The sequence below is a fragment of the Falsochrobactrum ovis genome (genome assembly GCF_003259955.1).
Taxonomy (GTDB): Bacteria; Pseudomonadota; Alphaproteobacteria; order Rhizobiales; family Rhizobiaceae; genus Brucella; species Brucella ovis_A.
Genome location: NZ_QLMK01000003.1, coordinates 21,811 through 36,681, shown reverse-complemented (window position 1 = coordinate 36,681; position 14,871 = coordinate 21,811). Strand labels below are relative to the sequence as shown.

Sequence of the window (14,871 nt, the reverse complement as noted above, 5' to 3'; positions counted from 1 at the left end):
TTTCTCAAGCGCTCATTGACGATGTGGAACGAGACAGAAAACTTTTGTGTGCAAGCTGCAGCGCGCCAGTCAAAGCATCTGCGGCTGGCGTTGCCAGCATCTTCCGTTGATGCTCTGGCAGATAATCGGCGTAATATTTTGCCAGGCCGCCCAGCAGGCTGATACGAGGCGCACCATGAGTGATCAGCATATCTAACGTTTGTCGGATATGATCACTGGAACGTTCGAGAAGCTGTTTTGCAGTGGCGTCCCCGCGTTTTGCATATTCAAAAACGCGTGGCGCAAATTTTCCATAATCACCGGGCACAGCGGTTCGGCCAAATTCTACAAACTTTTCCGGTGAGTTATCGAACTCTTGCAAAATTGCAGCGGTGAGGGGGCTTGCGGCATGAATGCCGTCATAAACAAGCAGGCATTCCTGCAATAGGCTTCGCCCGAGCCTGGCACCGCTTCCTAAATCACTAAGCGGAAAGCCCCAGCCGCCAAAAAAACGAATTGAGCCATTTTGTCTAAAAATATAAGCAGTTCCCGTTCCGAGAATGGCTACCGCACCATCTTGATCTCCCAGTGCGCCTTGCAGCGCGATTATGCCGTCGGAGGCGACATCACTTTGTGCGAAAGGCAGCAACTGGGCCACTTGATTGCTTGCGCCAGCGACATTTGCACCCGCCAAACCCAGAAAAGCAAAACTTTGGCAAAAAGATTGTTCGGTTAAACCAGCCTGCGCAAAAGCTAGCGCGACCGCCTGGCGAATATTTGTGAGCGCTCCATGCAGATCGGTCACGATATTAGCAGCACCGCTTTTCCCTTCCCCTAAAACAGTGCCCGATAGGTCCGCTACGGCAGCCCTGCAACCTGTGCCGCCTCCGTCCACTCCGATTAAAAACTTCGCCATTAAACCGCTCCAGATTAATTGGTTCTCAATAGCATCAATTTCCAAGAGTGGAAGCGATTTGAGGGAGGTTGATATACTAGCTCCAGCAATACGCATTCCTGTCACGCACCGCGAGCGTCAAACCTGTGGGGATTTAGCTAATCTCCGAGTGTTAGTTTTTCTGTAGGCGCTCCTGCCGCCAGACAAAAATTATTGCCGCCGCCACCATGGCTGCCAGCGCAAACCATGTGATTGCATAAGAAAGGTGATGATTACGAAAACTGATTACTGTTAGCCCGCCAACAGGTAGTTTTTGTGGATTTGTAGAGGTGTCTGCATCAATGAAATAGGGCGCCACATTGCCCAATTCGAATATTTGAGCAAAAGCCTCTACATCGCGTGAGTTCCAGTCATTGCGTTCAGGATTGTTGGGACGAAGGAAAAAACCATCAGGCTCGGGCATGCGCAACAGGCCAGTGACAGTAATTTCACCTTCAACCGGCTCTGTGATTTTTGAAGCCGACAAGGACGATTCACCCGGTACAAAACCCCGATTAATAAAGGTTATTGCTCCGTCTGCGCTGCGCATCGGAGTTAAAACCCAATAGCCAGCGCCGCGCTCAGTGAGCGCGTGAACGAGCACTTCCTTATCATTAAGATAGGTTCCTGAAAGCCTGACTCGGCGATATTCGTCGCGGTTTTGGTTTATATTCGCCCATTCTTGTGGTTTCGGAGCTTCGACCGGTTCGGCATGAACACGCGCATTGACCCGCGCGATCAAGTCTTGCTTCCACTGCAGCCGCTCTACCTGCCATATGCCCAAGCTCACGAATAACGCAAAAAAAACGAACCCCACAAACAGAAAGAGGCCGTGAAGAAATTTAGATTTTTGTTTTTTCTCTGGCTCAGGAACAATAGGCGCTGTCATATTCGGTCCGTCCGATGGTGAGGATTTCTTCTCAGATAATCGAGACCGAGAGATTTATAAACAGGTGGCGCAAAAATTGTTTCTGCGCCAATGAACCAGTAATTTGCGGTGCCAATAATTATGGATCAGGAAATTTTTTGAAATTTACGACGGCGGTGAGAATAGCCTCCCTTAGCCTGTCTTAGCACATTACAAACTTGAGTCCTATCTTCCGAAGGTTTGGGCATTTGGGACTGTATGTTCTGTAAAATTTGCGGCGTAACTGGCTGCGTCTTTCCCTTCGGGCCGATTATAATACTTTTCATCGTCATTCTCCTTCGGTCAGCGAGGGGCAAATGAATTGCTCTCGCAATGTATTTAAGAAGGTTCGAATAAACGAATTATTAACCAAAAGCGGTCCGCTGACAAGGGCGAGCGAAAATATGCTTTAACGCATTGATCCACTAAAATAAATTGGCCGGAGTATCGAGAAATACTCCGGCACAACACGATTTATGACAGGCGTAGTTTCAAAATCAATCCCGTTTTCCAGCCAGAATTTCACGCTTTCCTACGTGATTTGCCGCGCCGACGAGACCGTTTTGCTCCATACGTTCGACTAGCGAAGCTGCCCTATTATATCCGATGCCCAGACGGCGCTGGATATAAGAAGTGGAGCATTTTTTATCCCGCATAACAACTTTAACGGCCTGTTCATAGAGATCGTCACCCTCTTCGGAACCCGTTGCAGTATTGTCGAAAACAGCAACATCAGCCTCTTCTTCTTCCTCACCTTCCGTAACGGTGGCAAGATAATCCGGGCGGCCCTGATCTTTGAGATGATCGACGACTTTTTCGACTTCTTCATCAGAAACAAAGGGTCCGTGGACGCGTACAATACGACCACCGCCCGCCATGTGAAGCATATCGCCTTGGCCAAGCAATTGTTCGGCACCCATTTCACCCAAAATGGTGCGACTGTCGATTTTGGAAGTAACCTGGAATGATATGCGAGTAGGGAAATTGGCCTTAATCGTTCCAGTAATCACGTCAACGGATGGACGCTGCGTCGCCATAATCAGATGAATACCGGCGGCCCGAGCCATTTGGGCAAGTCGCTGTACCGCACCTTCAATATCTTTGCCAGCGACCATCATGAGGTCGGCCATCTCATCGATAATTACGACGATATAGGGCATTGGCGTCAGATCGAGCTCTTCCTCAACATAGGTTGGCTCGCCCGTTTCCTTATCAAAGCCAGACTGAACCGTACACATTACGGTTTCACCCTTGCCTTTAGCGGAGGCTGCACGCTGATTGAAGCCCTCAATATTGCGCACGCCCAGTCGCGCCATCTTGCGATAGCGATCTTCCATTTCGCGCACCGCCCATTTAAGCGCCACGACAGCTTTTTTCGGATCGGTAACGACGGGGGTCAACAGATGAGGAATACCATCATAGATCGACAGTTCCAGCATCTTTGGATCAACCATGATCAATCTGCATTCTTCCGGCTTAAAGCGATAAAGCAGCGATAAGATCATCGTATTGATCGCGACCGACTTTCCGGATCCGGTGGTGCCGGCGACCAGAAGGTGAGGCATCTTCGCCAATTCGGCAATGATGGGTTCACCGCCAATACCTTTACCCAAGCAAAGAGGCAGTCGATAATTGGATGATTCAAAGGCCTGTGAATCGACCAGCTCGCGCAGATAAACCGTCTCCCGAGTGGCATTGGGCAGTTCGATACCAATTACATTCCGACCCGGTACCACCGCAACACGTGCCGAAAGTGCTGACATGGAGCGTGCGATATCGTCGGCCAGACCGATAACGCGTGAAGATTTCACACCGGGCGCGGGCTCGAACTCATAAAGCGTTACCACCGGACCCGGACGAACGTGGATAATTTCGCCGCGCACGCCAAAATCTTCCAACACACTTTCAAGCAGGCCAGCGCTGCGCTCAAGCATTTCTTGCGTAATTACATTGCCCTCAGGGCACGGCGGCTCTTGCAATAAATCCCGCGGTGGAAACTGATAGTCGCCATGAATGACGACATTTTGTGTCCGGGGGAGGGGCTGGGGCTGATAGAGCGACACAGGAGCTGCAGCTTTGACGGAATGCGGTTCCGGCGCAGGGTTGGCAACGCGCGGGGCAGCTTCCACAGCTGTTACCTCTTCGGATAGCTCCGCCGATTTCTCTTCAGTCTGCTCTATATGAGGTGGTTTCTCACTGGTCGCATCGGACGAAACATTCTCATCAGAAATAGTAACGGATGCAACGTTAGATACCGTTGTATTAACTTCTGATGAAGTGTCGCTAACTTCTTCTAATTCAAAGGAAATTTCACTTTGCGTGTCTTCTATCTCGCTCGGAGTTTCTTGAGCGCTTTCAGCCTGCTGTGGTAGCGATTTGTTCCATTCCACCGTACGGAATTGCGCAATAATTGATTCAACAGTCGGGACCGGACGCTTTGGCTTTGTGGGCGCAGGAGAATGTTGGTCCGAGGCGATCAAATTCATGCCTTCGTAAAAGGCAAAGTCCGACAAATATTGGAATGCAACAATAGGATCGCCTGCGACCGATGGAGTTTCAACGGGCGTCGAGACGATGGTGGATTGCGTTTGATCTAGCGGTGCCGCAGTAGTTTCCGGCGCACTGATTTCCCGCTCTGTTGCTATTTTTGACGGGGTAGCTGGCATAGCTGGCGGCACCGGAGCGATCGGCGAGCGCAGCATATTTTCTGATACAGAGTTTTGCATCTCAGCTACTGCCCGGGGCTGGGTTTGAGCTGCCTTCGACGCATCAAATTCTGGAGTGCTTATCGTTCTGGCAGGGTTAATCTCTGGCAGAGTTTCACCGCGACGCTGCACCAGCTCAGCTTCCGGAGTTCGGGTAAAGCGCACATTTTCACCGAGTGAGAAATGCATTTTCCACGTAGCGCTGTTGAAGGACGACGCATGTTCCGACTGCTGCTTGTTCTCAGCACTGTCGGTTTCGCGATTAGCATTTCCTAGACGGGGATTTTCTCTCAAATTACGCATGATACCTGAACCATCGATTAGACGCCCATAATGAGTCCAAGTAATAGAAAATGAAGGTTAACAACCTCCTTCCGAAAAGGATCAAACGAAAAGAAATGCGCTAAATATCAATTTATAAGCGTCATCAATATCGCATTTTTAACATTATATGAATTAGAAAAATAAGTTATATATCAATATATTATCGCTTACTTTAAAATCAATATATCAAGATAATTCTCTTGATGGGACTTATTTTAAGCGAAGATCCATTTTGAGCCAGTCCGCAAGCGACGGTCGGCGATTTCCCGAACGTCCTTCGAAAGCAGGAGACGCGCACATAGAGTTCAGTACTGCTTCCTGGGTCGCCTCTGCGGCAGCCCTAAAAAGCGTGTCAATGCGATTTTCATTCAAAGCTGTTAGCGTAATCAAGTCTTGAGACTCGTCGTGGTCAAACACGTTTGCTGTCGAAAAACCGATGGCAATATCGCCGCTGCCATGCCCCCAAAAGGCACCAAGCCGGGCCAATCCTGCACCAGCCCTGCGCGTAACACGTTTTAGCTGACGAGATTCCATAGGTACATCGGTAGCGAGCACGATAATGACTGAACCTTGCTCCGCCTCGCGCTTGGTATTGGGTGAGGGGGCGCGACCGTCCGGCAGAATAAGATCACCTGACCGACCAAAATTTGTCAGTGCTAAAATGCCCAGATGATAATATTTATCATCCAGTTTAATTCGACGGGACGCGCTGCCAATTCCGCCTTTAAACCCGAAACAAGTCATGCCCGTTCCGGCACCGAAACTTCCCTGTAAAAATTCCACGTCAGCATTTTCAAGCGCCATTAACGCATGCGCCTCCGTAACTGCGAGCGCTTGAATGTCGTTCAACGGACCATCATTACATTCTAAGACGACAGGATTAACGGTGGCAGTGCTGCGGCCAATATCAGGATTCTGATTAATAGCTTCGCGGATAAGGGCATTGGCACAAGTTCCCACAGCAAATGTATTGGTGAGCAATAGGGGCGTCTCAATGTTTCCCAGCTCCTCGATCTGTATCAATCCGGTGCTTTTACCAAAGCCGTTGAGGACATCGCAGGCGGCTAATATCTTGCGTCGATATAAGTTGCCACCGTGCGGCAAAATAGCGGTTACTCCAGTGTGGATCTCACCCGCGCGCAATGTGTGATGGCCAACGCGAACCCCCGGAACGTCCGTAATGAGGTTTTTGGCACCCGGGGGCAAGCACCCGCAAACAATGCCGAAATCACGTGCCGTTATCGTCATCACCCGTTCCCCTTGATCATTTCTGCCAGCTTTACCCCGTTTTCTCAGAGAACGAAACACGATTAAAGCAATCTCTAGTAGTTATGCTCAAAGTGTGTATAAGTGAGAATCAGAGCAAGCTCTTATTTTTGTCGATGCGTGGAACAGATTGAGGGCTTCAATTTCACAGGGTAAAGGGACGGTAACTGTATGAAAGTCACAATTGAGGAAACGCTCGATAAAGCGGGGACAGGTCGATTCCAGCGGAATCTGCTGGGTGTCTTTGGACTTGTTTGGGCAGCCGATGCCATGCAGGTTTTGGCGGTGGGCTTCACCGGCGCTGCGATTGCCAAGACATTTGGGCTTACCATTGGCGAGGCCTTGCAAACGGGCACATTGTTCTTTTTGGGAATGCTTATTGGTGCCGCCGTGTTCGGCAAGCTTGCTGATCGTTACGGTCGACGCAAGGTGCTGCTGATCACCGTGGCTTGCGATGCAGTATTCGGACTTCTTTCGGCCTTTGCGCCAAGCTTTGGCATATTACTAGCCTTGCGTTTCCTCACGGGAATTGCGGTAGGCGGCACGCTCCCGGTTGATTATGCCATGATGGCTGAGTTTCTACCGTCCAAAAATCGTGGTCGTTGGCTGGTGATGCTGGAAGGTTTTTGGGCCGTGGGAACGGTGATCATTGCTTTGGCTGCGTGGGCTGCAAGCCTAGCCGGGGTTGAAGATGCCTGGCGCTATATATTCATCGTCACAGCGGCGCCTGCGCTTATTGGAATTTGGCTGCGCATTTGGGTTCCTGAATCCCCCATGCATCTGCTTAAGATCGGACGTGCAGATGAGGCTAAATTGGTGATGAATAGGGTCCTGCGCGGCAATGGTAAGCCTGAGCTTGCGCCTGACGTCGTTATTGAAGCGCCACAGATGGTTACCACGGAAAAGCTACTATCTCCAAATCTGCGGCAACGCACGCTGATAATCTTGGCAATATGGTTTTTGGTGTCGGTGTCTTACTATGGAATCTTCACCTGGATACCCGCAAAGCTAGCTAGCGACGGCTTTGGTTTTGTAAGAGGTTACGGCTTTCTGGTCGTTGTAGCTCTAGCGCAGATCCCAGGTTATGCATTGGCCGCTTATGGGGTTGAAGCTTGGGGGAGGCGGAAGACACTAATTGCGTTTTTATTCATCAGTGCCGCGGCTTGCGCGCTGTTTACCGTGGCCACAACCTCAGCGCTTGTCGGCTCCTCAATTCTGATCATGAGTTTTGCCTTGTTGGGCACTTGGGGTGCGCTCTATGCATTCACTCCTGAACTATACCCAACGGCTCTGCGTGGAAGCGGCATGGGCGCGGCGGGCGCTATGGCCCGATTGGGTGGGCTGCTCGCACCATCGGCATTAGCAATCGTCGTCAGTCAAAGCTTCAATATGGCGGTCGCTCTGTTTGCTGGTCTGCTGGCGCTGGCAGGTTTGATCGCATTTTTCATTAATGTCGAAACCCGTGATCAGGCTTTGACCTGATTCATAAATGCTCTGAGTCTTGCGAGACTCAGAGCATTTTTATTTAGGTACGATTGCTCTTAGAACCATCGGCGCTGCACCGATAAGCCCAGCAGTTGGGGTTCCGTCGATGCTCTGTGCAAGCTGCAACTATCGGCTTCATCGCACTAATTTTCAATAATTATGTCAATTGATAATTTGATACCCTGATCACTTGAATAAACCTTTAAGTAACATCGCGATTATACTTGGGTTAATACGAGTATATTTTGACTTCTTACATAATTATTGTTCTGCCTTGATTTCACAGTCGCCATTTAATCCGTCATAAAAACAAAAATAGTTTACGCGCCAGATTTAAAATCGTGGCTCCAAATAGTTCCATAATGCTGATTATGCGACTTAAGTAAATATCGGGAGATGGCTGGAAGCTTGAAGTGTTGTTTGAAAAAGATGAGCTCAGTTAGCCGATGCAGTGAAACAGCGGCGAAAGCGCTCGCCTGGAAATGCACCTACTCACAGCTTCACTCGGGCAGATCGCCCCGAGCTGAGCGTTTCTTCTGCAACCTTTTTTGCAGCACAGATAAAACAGAACGGCTACTTATTCTGTTACTAAACCGATTGAGGGCTTGGTCTCTCTAGTCCGGGCTGGCATCGTCTTTTACGCCCGGCCCCCACTACGGAGAGTTTCTATGCGTTATCAGTTTGATCTTTTTGCTCCTCTCGCGGAGCATGAAGAAAAAGCCAACCCATCGCGCGCCAAGCGTGTCACTGATCGCATTGGGCAGCCCTTATCTGAACAGGATATGGTGCAGCGCTTAAAAGAAACCGGAAGGTACCGTATTTTAAAACGGCTTGATCCCCTGCCCGTTGACCCCGAATTATGCAGCATCACCTATCCTCGGCTTGCAGTTGTGATTGATACGGAGACGACGGGTCTTAATCCTGCACAAGAAGAAATTATCGAAATCGGAGCCGTTGCGTTTCGTTATGCTGATGATGGTTCCATCGGCGGCGTATGCGCAAGATTTAGTGGTCTTCGGGAGCCATCAAAGCCAATACCGGAAGTCATCACCCGTATTACCGGCATCACCGACGAGATGGTAAAAGGCCAGACAATAGCCCTCGCCGAACTCGAAGCGATCATCTCGGATGCTGACCTGATTATAGCCCATAATGCAGGTTTTGATCGACCCTTTTTGGAGCGTTTTTCGCCCGTGTTTTCATCCAAACCTTGGGCGTGTTCGGTCAAGGAAGTGGATTGGGCACGCCGTGGATTTGAAGGAACCAAGCTTGGTTATTTGATTGGGCAGAGCGGATATTTTCATAACGGACACCGCGCTGAGGACGATTGCCATGCACTGCTAACAGTTCTCAAAGAAGCGTCAGATCACGGTACACCTTTTGCAGAATTGCTTGATACAAGCCAACGCTCGCGCATCCAGCTATATGCTGAAAACAGCCCTTTTGAAATGAAAGACGCTCTTAAAGCACGCGGATATAGATGGTCTGACGGCAATAATGGCCGCCCCAAAGCATGGTGGATTGAGGTTGGTGAAGACGAACTTGATGCTGAGTTGGAATTCTTGCGGACTGAAATTTACACTTGGCGGGACGCAGAACCGTTGATGCAAAGGCTCACGGCGATGGAACGATATAAATAAACATCAAATCCAGCCTAGCATATGCGTTTTTCGCAACCCAGTAATGCTAGGCCGATAAAGCTAATCTATCTATAGACACTTGGTCCGACGACGAGAAAAGGGCTTTGGCACGGCATCAATCAAAGCCTTAGTATAGGAGTGCTGGGGGTTCTCGAAAACCGAACCGGTGGGGCCGTCTTCCACTATTTTCCCCTGATATAGAACAGCAACCCGGTCAGTAATCGCACGTATAACACCAAGATCATGGCTGATAAAAAGGTAGGAAAGATTGAATTTTTCCTGCAAGTCCATCATCAAATTCAACACTTGCGCTTGGATAGAAACATCCAATGCGGAAACGGGTTCATCCGCTACAATCAAGGCCGGTTTGGTAATCAACGCGCGAGCAATTGCAATACGCTGACGTTGTCCGCCAGAGAATTCATGCGGATATTTTTTAGCTGAAGCTTGCGTTAATCCAACAGCTTCGAGAACTTCGTCAACCCGCTTTTTTTGCTCAATTTTATTCGATTCAAGGTCGAGTGAAATCAGTGGTTCCGAAACGATCCGCTCAACAGTGTAACGCGGATCAAGCGAACCAAAAGGGTCTTGAAATATGGCTTGAAAATTCTTGCGGGCTTTACGCAAATTTTTAAGATCAAGCGCGTAAATATCCTCTCCGTTGATAATGACTTTTCCTGATTGAGGCTTTTCTAGCCCCATAACTGCTCGCGCTAATGTCGATTTGCCGGAACCGCTTTCGCCGACAATGCCAAGGCTTTCGCCTGCTTTGAGCTCAAGGCTCACATCATCCAGTGCTCGCAGGTGGCGTGGTGGTGAAAATAAAGACATGCGCGGCAATTGGTATTCACGCACAAGGTTTTGAACCTGCAAAATAATTTTGCTCATCCGGACACCTTAATGCCACGAGGATGAAAACATGCTGCACGATGGTCTTTCGCGTCCTCGCCCACCGGGGCGAGCAGAGGCATCGCATCACGGCAATCATTCTGCACGAAGGTGCATCGATCAGCATAATGGCAATGGAATGGTCGATGAAGTGGATCTGGAACAATGCCGGGAATTGCAGCCAGCCGCGGGCGCCTTCCGTTACTATCGCGGGCGATTGTCGCCATGTTTGGCGATGCTGCAAAAAGCGCTCGTGTATAGGGATGGGCCATATGCTGGAAAACGGTTTTAGTTGGAGCTATTTCGACAATCCGGCCTGCATACATAATCGCAACACGATCACTCATTTCGGACACCACACCAAGATCGTGGCTGATCAATATGAGTGCTGCGCCGGTTTCCGCAATCAGTTCATTAAGAAGATCGAGAATCTGCGCCTGAAGGGTTACGTCGAGCGCAGTTGTGGGCTCATCGGCAATAAGCAGATCGGGTTTGCAAGCGATAGCGATCGCGATCATGACGCGTTGTCGTTGACCACCGGAAAGCTGGTGCGGATAAAGGCCAAGGTCAAAACGCGGTGCGCTGAGACCAACGCGATCAAGCAATAGGCGGGCATTTTTTTCCGCATCGGTTCGATTTTCACCAAGGTGCAAACGGCGACCTTCGGCAATCTGTGCGCCAATAGTCTTGACCGGATTGAGGGCTGTCATCGGCTCTTGAAAGATCATCGCTATGCGCCGACCACGCAATTTGCAAAACGACTCTTCAGACGTCTTGGTCAGATCCATGCCATCAAAACGAAGATCACCCCTGATCCGCATACGTTCTGGCAACAGTCCCATCAGGGCAAGGGCCGCCATGGTTTTTCCGCTACCGGATTCTCCGACAATGCCGAGCCTTTCGCCCCGATTGAGCGATAATGTTAAATCCGAAACTATTGTTGCTGTCTGGTTTCCAAGAGGCAGATGTACCGACATATCGACCATCTCAAGCAAAGGCGCTGTCATCTTTGCCTCCGAAAGCGAGGGTCAAGCACATCGCGTAAGCCATCCCCCACCATATTTAATCCCAGTACTGCGAGCGTGATCGCTAAGCCAGGGAAAATAGCAAGCCAAGGCGCGTCATAGATAAAGGTCTGCGCTTCGTTGAGCATTTTGCCCCAGCTGGGCATAGGGGGCTGGGACCCAAGACCAACATATGAAAGCCCTGCCTCTGCAACAATTGCAAGGGCGAATTGGATCGTCGCCTGCACGATGAGAATATGATTGATATTGGGCAAAATATGCAAAAGCGTGATGGATAAATCATCGCGACCGGCGCAACGTGCCGCTAGAATATAGTCGAGTTTCCAAAGGCTAAGCGAAGCTCCCCGTGTAATTCGCGCAAATACCGGAATGTTGAAAATGCCGATTGCGATCATGGCATTTATCGCACTCGGCCCAAATACAGCGGTGAAAATTACGGCGGTTAACAGAGCGGGAAACGCAAATGCCAAATCCGTCATGCGCATGACAAGCCCGTCAATCACGCCACCACGTGCTGCGGCCCACGCGCCCAAGGGCACGCCTATGCCCGCTCCCACCAAAACCGCTATCAGCGAGACCGCAAGAGAATTTCGCGCGCCGACCATAATCATCGAAAAGACGTCACGGCCAAAATTATCTGTTCCAAATGGATGGGCGAAGCTTGGCGCTTGTAGTTTTTCGCGAAAGTTCATCGCCGTTGGCGAAAACGGTGTCCCTACAAAAGAGATAAGTGCCATGCCCACCAGCAATAAAGTGATTACCAAACCGACGGTCAAGTTGCGGCTCGACGCTATAGTTCTGAGAATGCTTGGTTTTAAGGCCTCGCCTGCCCCTGCCCTTGCCTTTGTTTCGATCATCCGCGGTCCCCTCTTGAGAGGCGCGGATCGACCAATCCATAGACTAAATCCACGATAAAATTGACAGCAATAACAGAGGCCGCAAGCAGTGTGACCAATGATTGAACGGTGATAAGATCGCGCTGATTGATAGCCTGAAACACCAATCGACCTAGGCCCGGCAGGTTGAATACATTTTCAATAATAATCGTCCCTGCCAACAAAAAGGAAAATTGCAATCCCAAAATGGTGATGACGGGGATCAGCGCGTTAGGGACAGCATGACGCCAGAGAGTTGACCTTCGGGTCAGTCCTTTTGCGCGCGCAGTGCGAATAAAATCTTCGTTCAATGTTTCAAGGATTGAAGATCGAGTAATGCGCGCAAGGATAGCCGCTAGCGGCAGAGCTAGAGCAAGGGCGGGCAAGAATAGTGAACGGATGCCATTCAAAAAGCCCCCTTCCCAGCCATTAAAGCCAGATGCAGGAAACCAGCCAAGCTGCAAGGCGAAAAACAAGATTAATAACAGACCAAGCCAAAAATTTGGTATCGCAATGCCGATCTGTGCCACTCCCATGGAAAGCACATCTCCCATTTGACCGCGTTTTGCTGCAGCATATACACCAACGGGAATTGCTATTAGCACCGATAAAACCATCGATAAAAATGCGAGCGGCAAAGTGACCATGATACGAGGGCCGAGCAATTCGCTAATTGGTACAGAATAGGTGTAGCTGGTGCCGAAATCTCCGATCAGAAAGCCGCCGATCCAATTAAAATATCGCTGCCACAATGGCAGATCGAAACCAAGCTGCTTGTGAAGTGCCGCAAGTGTTTCCGGTTGTGCATTTAACCCAAGGATAACCGCCGCCGGATCGCCTGGCAGCACCTGCATGAGCAGAAAAACGATAACCGACGCTGCTAGCGTAGTCAGCACAAGCGAAATTAATCGCCCTAAAATATAGGACAGCACGGCAACCCCTTCGAATGGTGTATCCCATTCTCCTTAAGTCGTGTGAGCCGCAAATATTGTATTATTCGCGGCTTACCAGAGTTTCTTAATCGTCCCAATATGTCTTTGTCTGATCGTTGATAGGGATAGGCATATTCTGCCATATGCCTTTGACATGCTTATTCCAGACGCCCACTTTGGGGAGGGAAAAGAGAAAAATATTAGGCTGGTCTTCAGCTAGTTTTTGTTGAAGTTTTTTAACCAGTTCCAACTGCTCCTCATCGCTGCGGGCTTCGGAATATTGCTTATAAAGCCGCTTGAAATCGGGGCTGTCATAATTGAAATAATATTTTTCACGCGCATAGATATCAAGATCACGCGCTTCGGTATGCGCTATGATGGTGGCGTCAAAATCAGAACGTTGGAACACTTGATCAAGCCATTGCGCAAACTCGATGGGAACAAGATTGACGTGAATGCCCACTTCCGCCAACATCGCCGCGATAATTTCACCGCCGCGCCGGGCATAGACGGGCGGTGGCAAGATTATGGTAATCTGTGTCCCCGGTTCAATGCCGGCTTCTTTTAAAAGCTGTTTCGCTTTTTCGGGATCGTAGGGATAGGTTTCCGCCAAATCAATATAGGCGGGGTCTACCGGCGCATAATGCGAGCCAATTGGCGTGCCAAAACCGGAATAAACACCCTCTATCAAAAGTTTTTTGTCAATTGCATGGGCCAGCGCTTGTCGCACTTTCAAATTATCGAAGGGCGGACGCTTATTATTAAGTGCGAGGATCACCTTCCCGGCCGTATCACCAATTTGGACTTCCAGCCTGTCATCGCTTTGAAAACGACTTATCAGTTCGGGCGCCTGAAACATAGGAAATACGTCAATATCACCGGCCATGATCGCTGCTGCGGCAGCAGATGGGTCGCTCACAAAACGGAAGGTAACTGCTGATAATTGGGCCGGCTCGCCCCAATAATCGGGGTTACGTTCAAGCTCAACCCGATCTCCTTGAACCCAGCGTTTAAAACGAAATGGGCCGGTTCCTATCGGATTGGTGCGGTTCTTAGCAGCAGAATTTGGGGCAATCATCACCGCGTCGCCCCAAGCCATATTGAACAAAAAGTTAGAACTTGGCCGCTTGAGGGTAATGACGGCAGTTAAAGGGTCAAGACACTGCGTGTTTTCAATGGGTTCGAAGAGGCCTTTTTGCGCATTGGTTGAATCTGGTGCAACCGCCCTCTCATAAGAAAATTTAACCACTGAACAATCAAAAGCTGTGCCGTCGTGAAATTGTACACCATCTCGCAGCTTGAATGTATAGGTCAGCCGGTCATCAGAAACCGTCCAGCTTTCAGCTAATAAGGGCTCAAGCGTTCCATCTTCGACTATGCGAACCAATCCTTCAAAAAGATTGGCATAGGTTACCTGACGTATTGCTGCCGCAGCATTTGCGGTCGGATCGAGCCCCGGAGGCTCCAATACTTCACCCACGATCAAGCTATCTTTAGCAAATGCGCCATTGATCGATGCAAGCATCGCCGCCGTTATAAGTCCGGCCTGGAGCAATCTTCTCATATTTCCCCTGCCCTATTGAATTCAATAATTGCCATATACCCTGACTTTTCCAGTGAATATCGATTTGCATCGAGCAAAGAAAATAACCATTCGGTTTGCCAGACGTTCGGTGTCGAACCTTTGTTGCCGTTAAAGCAAAGCGATTGCCGTTAACGCTCCTATATCTTGCCTGATAGAGGTAGTCACCAGTTAGAGGTCGCACATATCAAAATTTTTGATGGAGACGAGCGCGGATGTTCCGCCGCTATCTCCAATTTTGGCGAAAATCCAAAAGTTTTGACTAAGAGTTGCTTTTGTCAGGTTCTATCTAACAAAACGAAATTAGCCAGTTCTTACAATCCATTCTT

Annotated in this window: 12 protein-coding genes; 2 read left to right on the top strand and 10 right to left on the bottom strand. The window is 49.5% G+C overall.

The window, feature by feature from the left end:
- Window positions 1–4: 4 nt before the first annotated feature.
- The 5 genes from C7374_RS05840 to C7374_RS05820 form a co-directional block, all read right to left on the bottom strand.
- Entirely contained in the window at window positions 5–895 is an 891-nt protein-coding gene (locus C7374_RS05840) for a glucosamine kinase nucleotide-binding domain-containing protein (protein WP_111574684.1), read from the bottom strand.
- A 151-nt stretch (window positions 896–1,046) separates the two neighbouring features.
- On the bottom strand, window positions 1,047–1,802 hold the full coding sequence (locus C7374_RS05835) for an SURF1 family protein (protein ID WP_111574683.1): 756 nt from the start codon (window positions 1,800–1,802) through the stop codon (window positions 1,047–1,049).
- A 125-nt stretch (window positions 1,803–1,927) separates the two neighbouring features.
- The gene (locus tag C7374_RS16360) at window positions 1,928–2,107 is read right to left on the bottom strand and encodes a hypothetical protein (protein ID WP_111574682.1); all 180 of its coding nucleotides are present in this window, start codon (window positions 2,105–2,107) and stop codon (window positions 1,928–1,930) included.
- A 210-nt stretch (window positions 2,108–2,317) separates the two neighbouring features.
- Window positions 2,318–4,714, bottom strand: coding sequence for a DNA translocase FtsK (locus C7374_RS05825; RefSeq protein ID WP_425358002.1), 2,397 nt, complete (start codon window positions 4,712–4,714; stop codon window positions 2,318–2,320).
- Window positions 4,715–5,059: 345 nt separating this feature from the next.
- Window positions 5,060–6,097: a DmpA family aminopeptidase gene (locus C7374_RS05820; protein WP_111574680.1), complete on the bottom strand. Its 1,038-nt coding sequence runs from the start codon at window positions 6,095–6,097 to the stop codon at window positions 5,060–5,062.
- A 189-nt stretch (window positions 6,098–6,286) separates the two neighbouring features.
- On the opposite strand from C7374_RS05820, the gene C7374_RS05815 reads away from it, so the two are divergent.
- Together C7374_RS05815 and C7374_RS05810 are read left to right on the top strand one after the other, a co-directional pair.
- Window positions 6,287–7,597 (top strand): MFS transporter, encoded by a 1,311-nt coding sequence (locus C7374_RS05815; protein WP_111574679.1) that lies wholly within the window; start codon window positions 6,287–6,289, stop codon window positions 7,595–7,597.
- 671 nt (window positions 7,598–8,268) lie between these two features.
- Window positions 8,269–9,240, top strand: coding sequence for a 3'-5' exonuclease (locus C7374_RS05810; RefSeq protein WP_111574678.1), 972 nt, complete (start codon window positions 8,269–8,271; stop codon window positions 9,238–9,240).
- Window positions 9,241–9,309: 69 nt separating this feature from the next.
- Here C7374_RS05810 and C7374_RS05805 read toward each other — a convergent pair whose 3' ends face one another.
- The 5 genes from C7374_RS05805 to C7374_RS05785 form a co-directional block, all read right to left on the bottom strand.
- Window positions 9,310–10,128 (bottom strand): ATP-binding cassette domain-containing protein, encoded by an 819-nt coding sequence (locus C7374_RS05805; RefSeq protein WP_111574677.1) that lies wholly within the window; start codon window positions 10,126–10,128, stop codon window positions 9,310–9,312.
- The gene (locus tag C7374_RS05800) at window positions 10,125–11,135 is read right to left on the bottom strand and encodes an ABC transporter ATP-binding protein (protein WP_111574676.1); all 1,011 of its coding nucleotides are present in this window, start codon (window positions 11,133–11,135) and stop codon (window positions 10,125–10,127) included. Before C7374_RS05800 ends, C7374_RS05805 begins: the two co-directional genes overlap by 4 nt.
- Window positions 11,132–12,010 (bottom strand): ABC transporter permease, encoded by an 879-nt coding sequence (locus tag C7374_RS05795; protein WP_111574675.1) that lies wholly within the window; start codon window positions 12,008–12,010, stop codon window positions 11,132–11,134. Before C7374_RS05795 ends, C7374_RS05800 begins: the two co-directional genes overlap by 4 nt.
- A complete protein-coding gene (locus C7374_RS05790; RefSeq protein ID WP_111574674.1) occupies window positions 12,007–12,960 on the bottom strand; it encodes an ABC transporter permease in 954 nt (317 codons plus the stop codon). Before C7374_RS05790 ends, C7374_RS05795 begins: the two co-directional genes overlap by 4 nt.
- 85 nt (window positions 12,961–13,045) lie before the next feature.
- Window positions 13,046–14,524 carry an ABC transporter substrate-binding protein gene (locus C7374_RS05785; protein WP_111574673.1) on the bottom strand — a complete coding sequence of 493 codons (1,479 nt, stop codon included), beginning with the start codon at window positions 14,522–14,524 and terminating at the stop codon, window positions 13,046–13,048.
- Window positions 14,525–14,871: the final 347 nt, after the last annotated feature.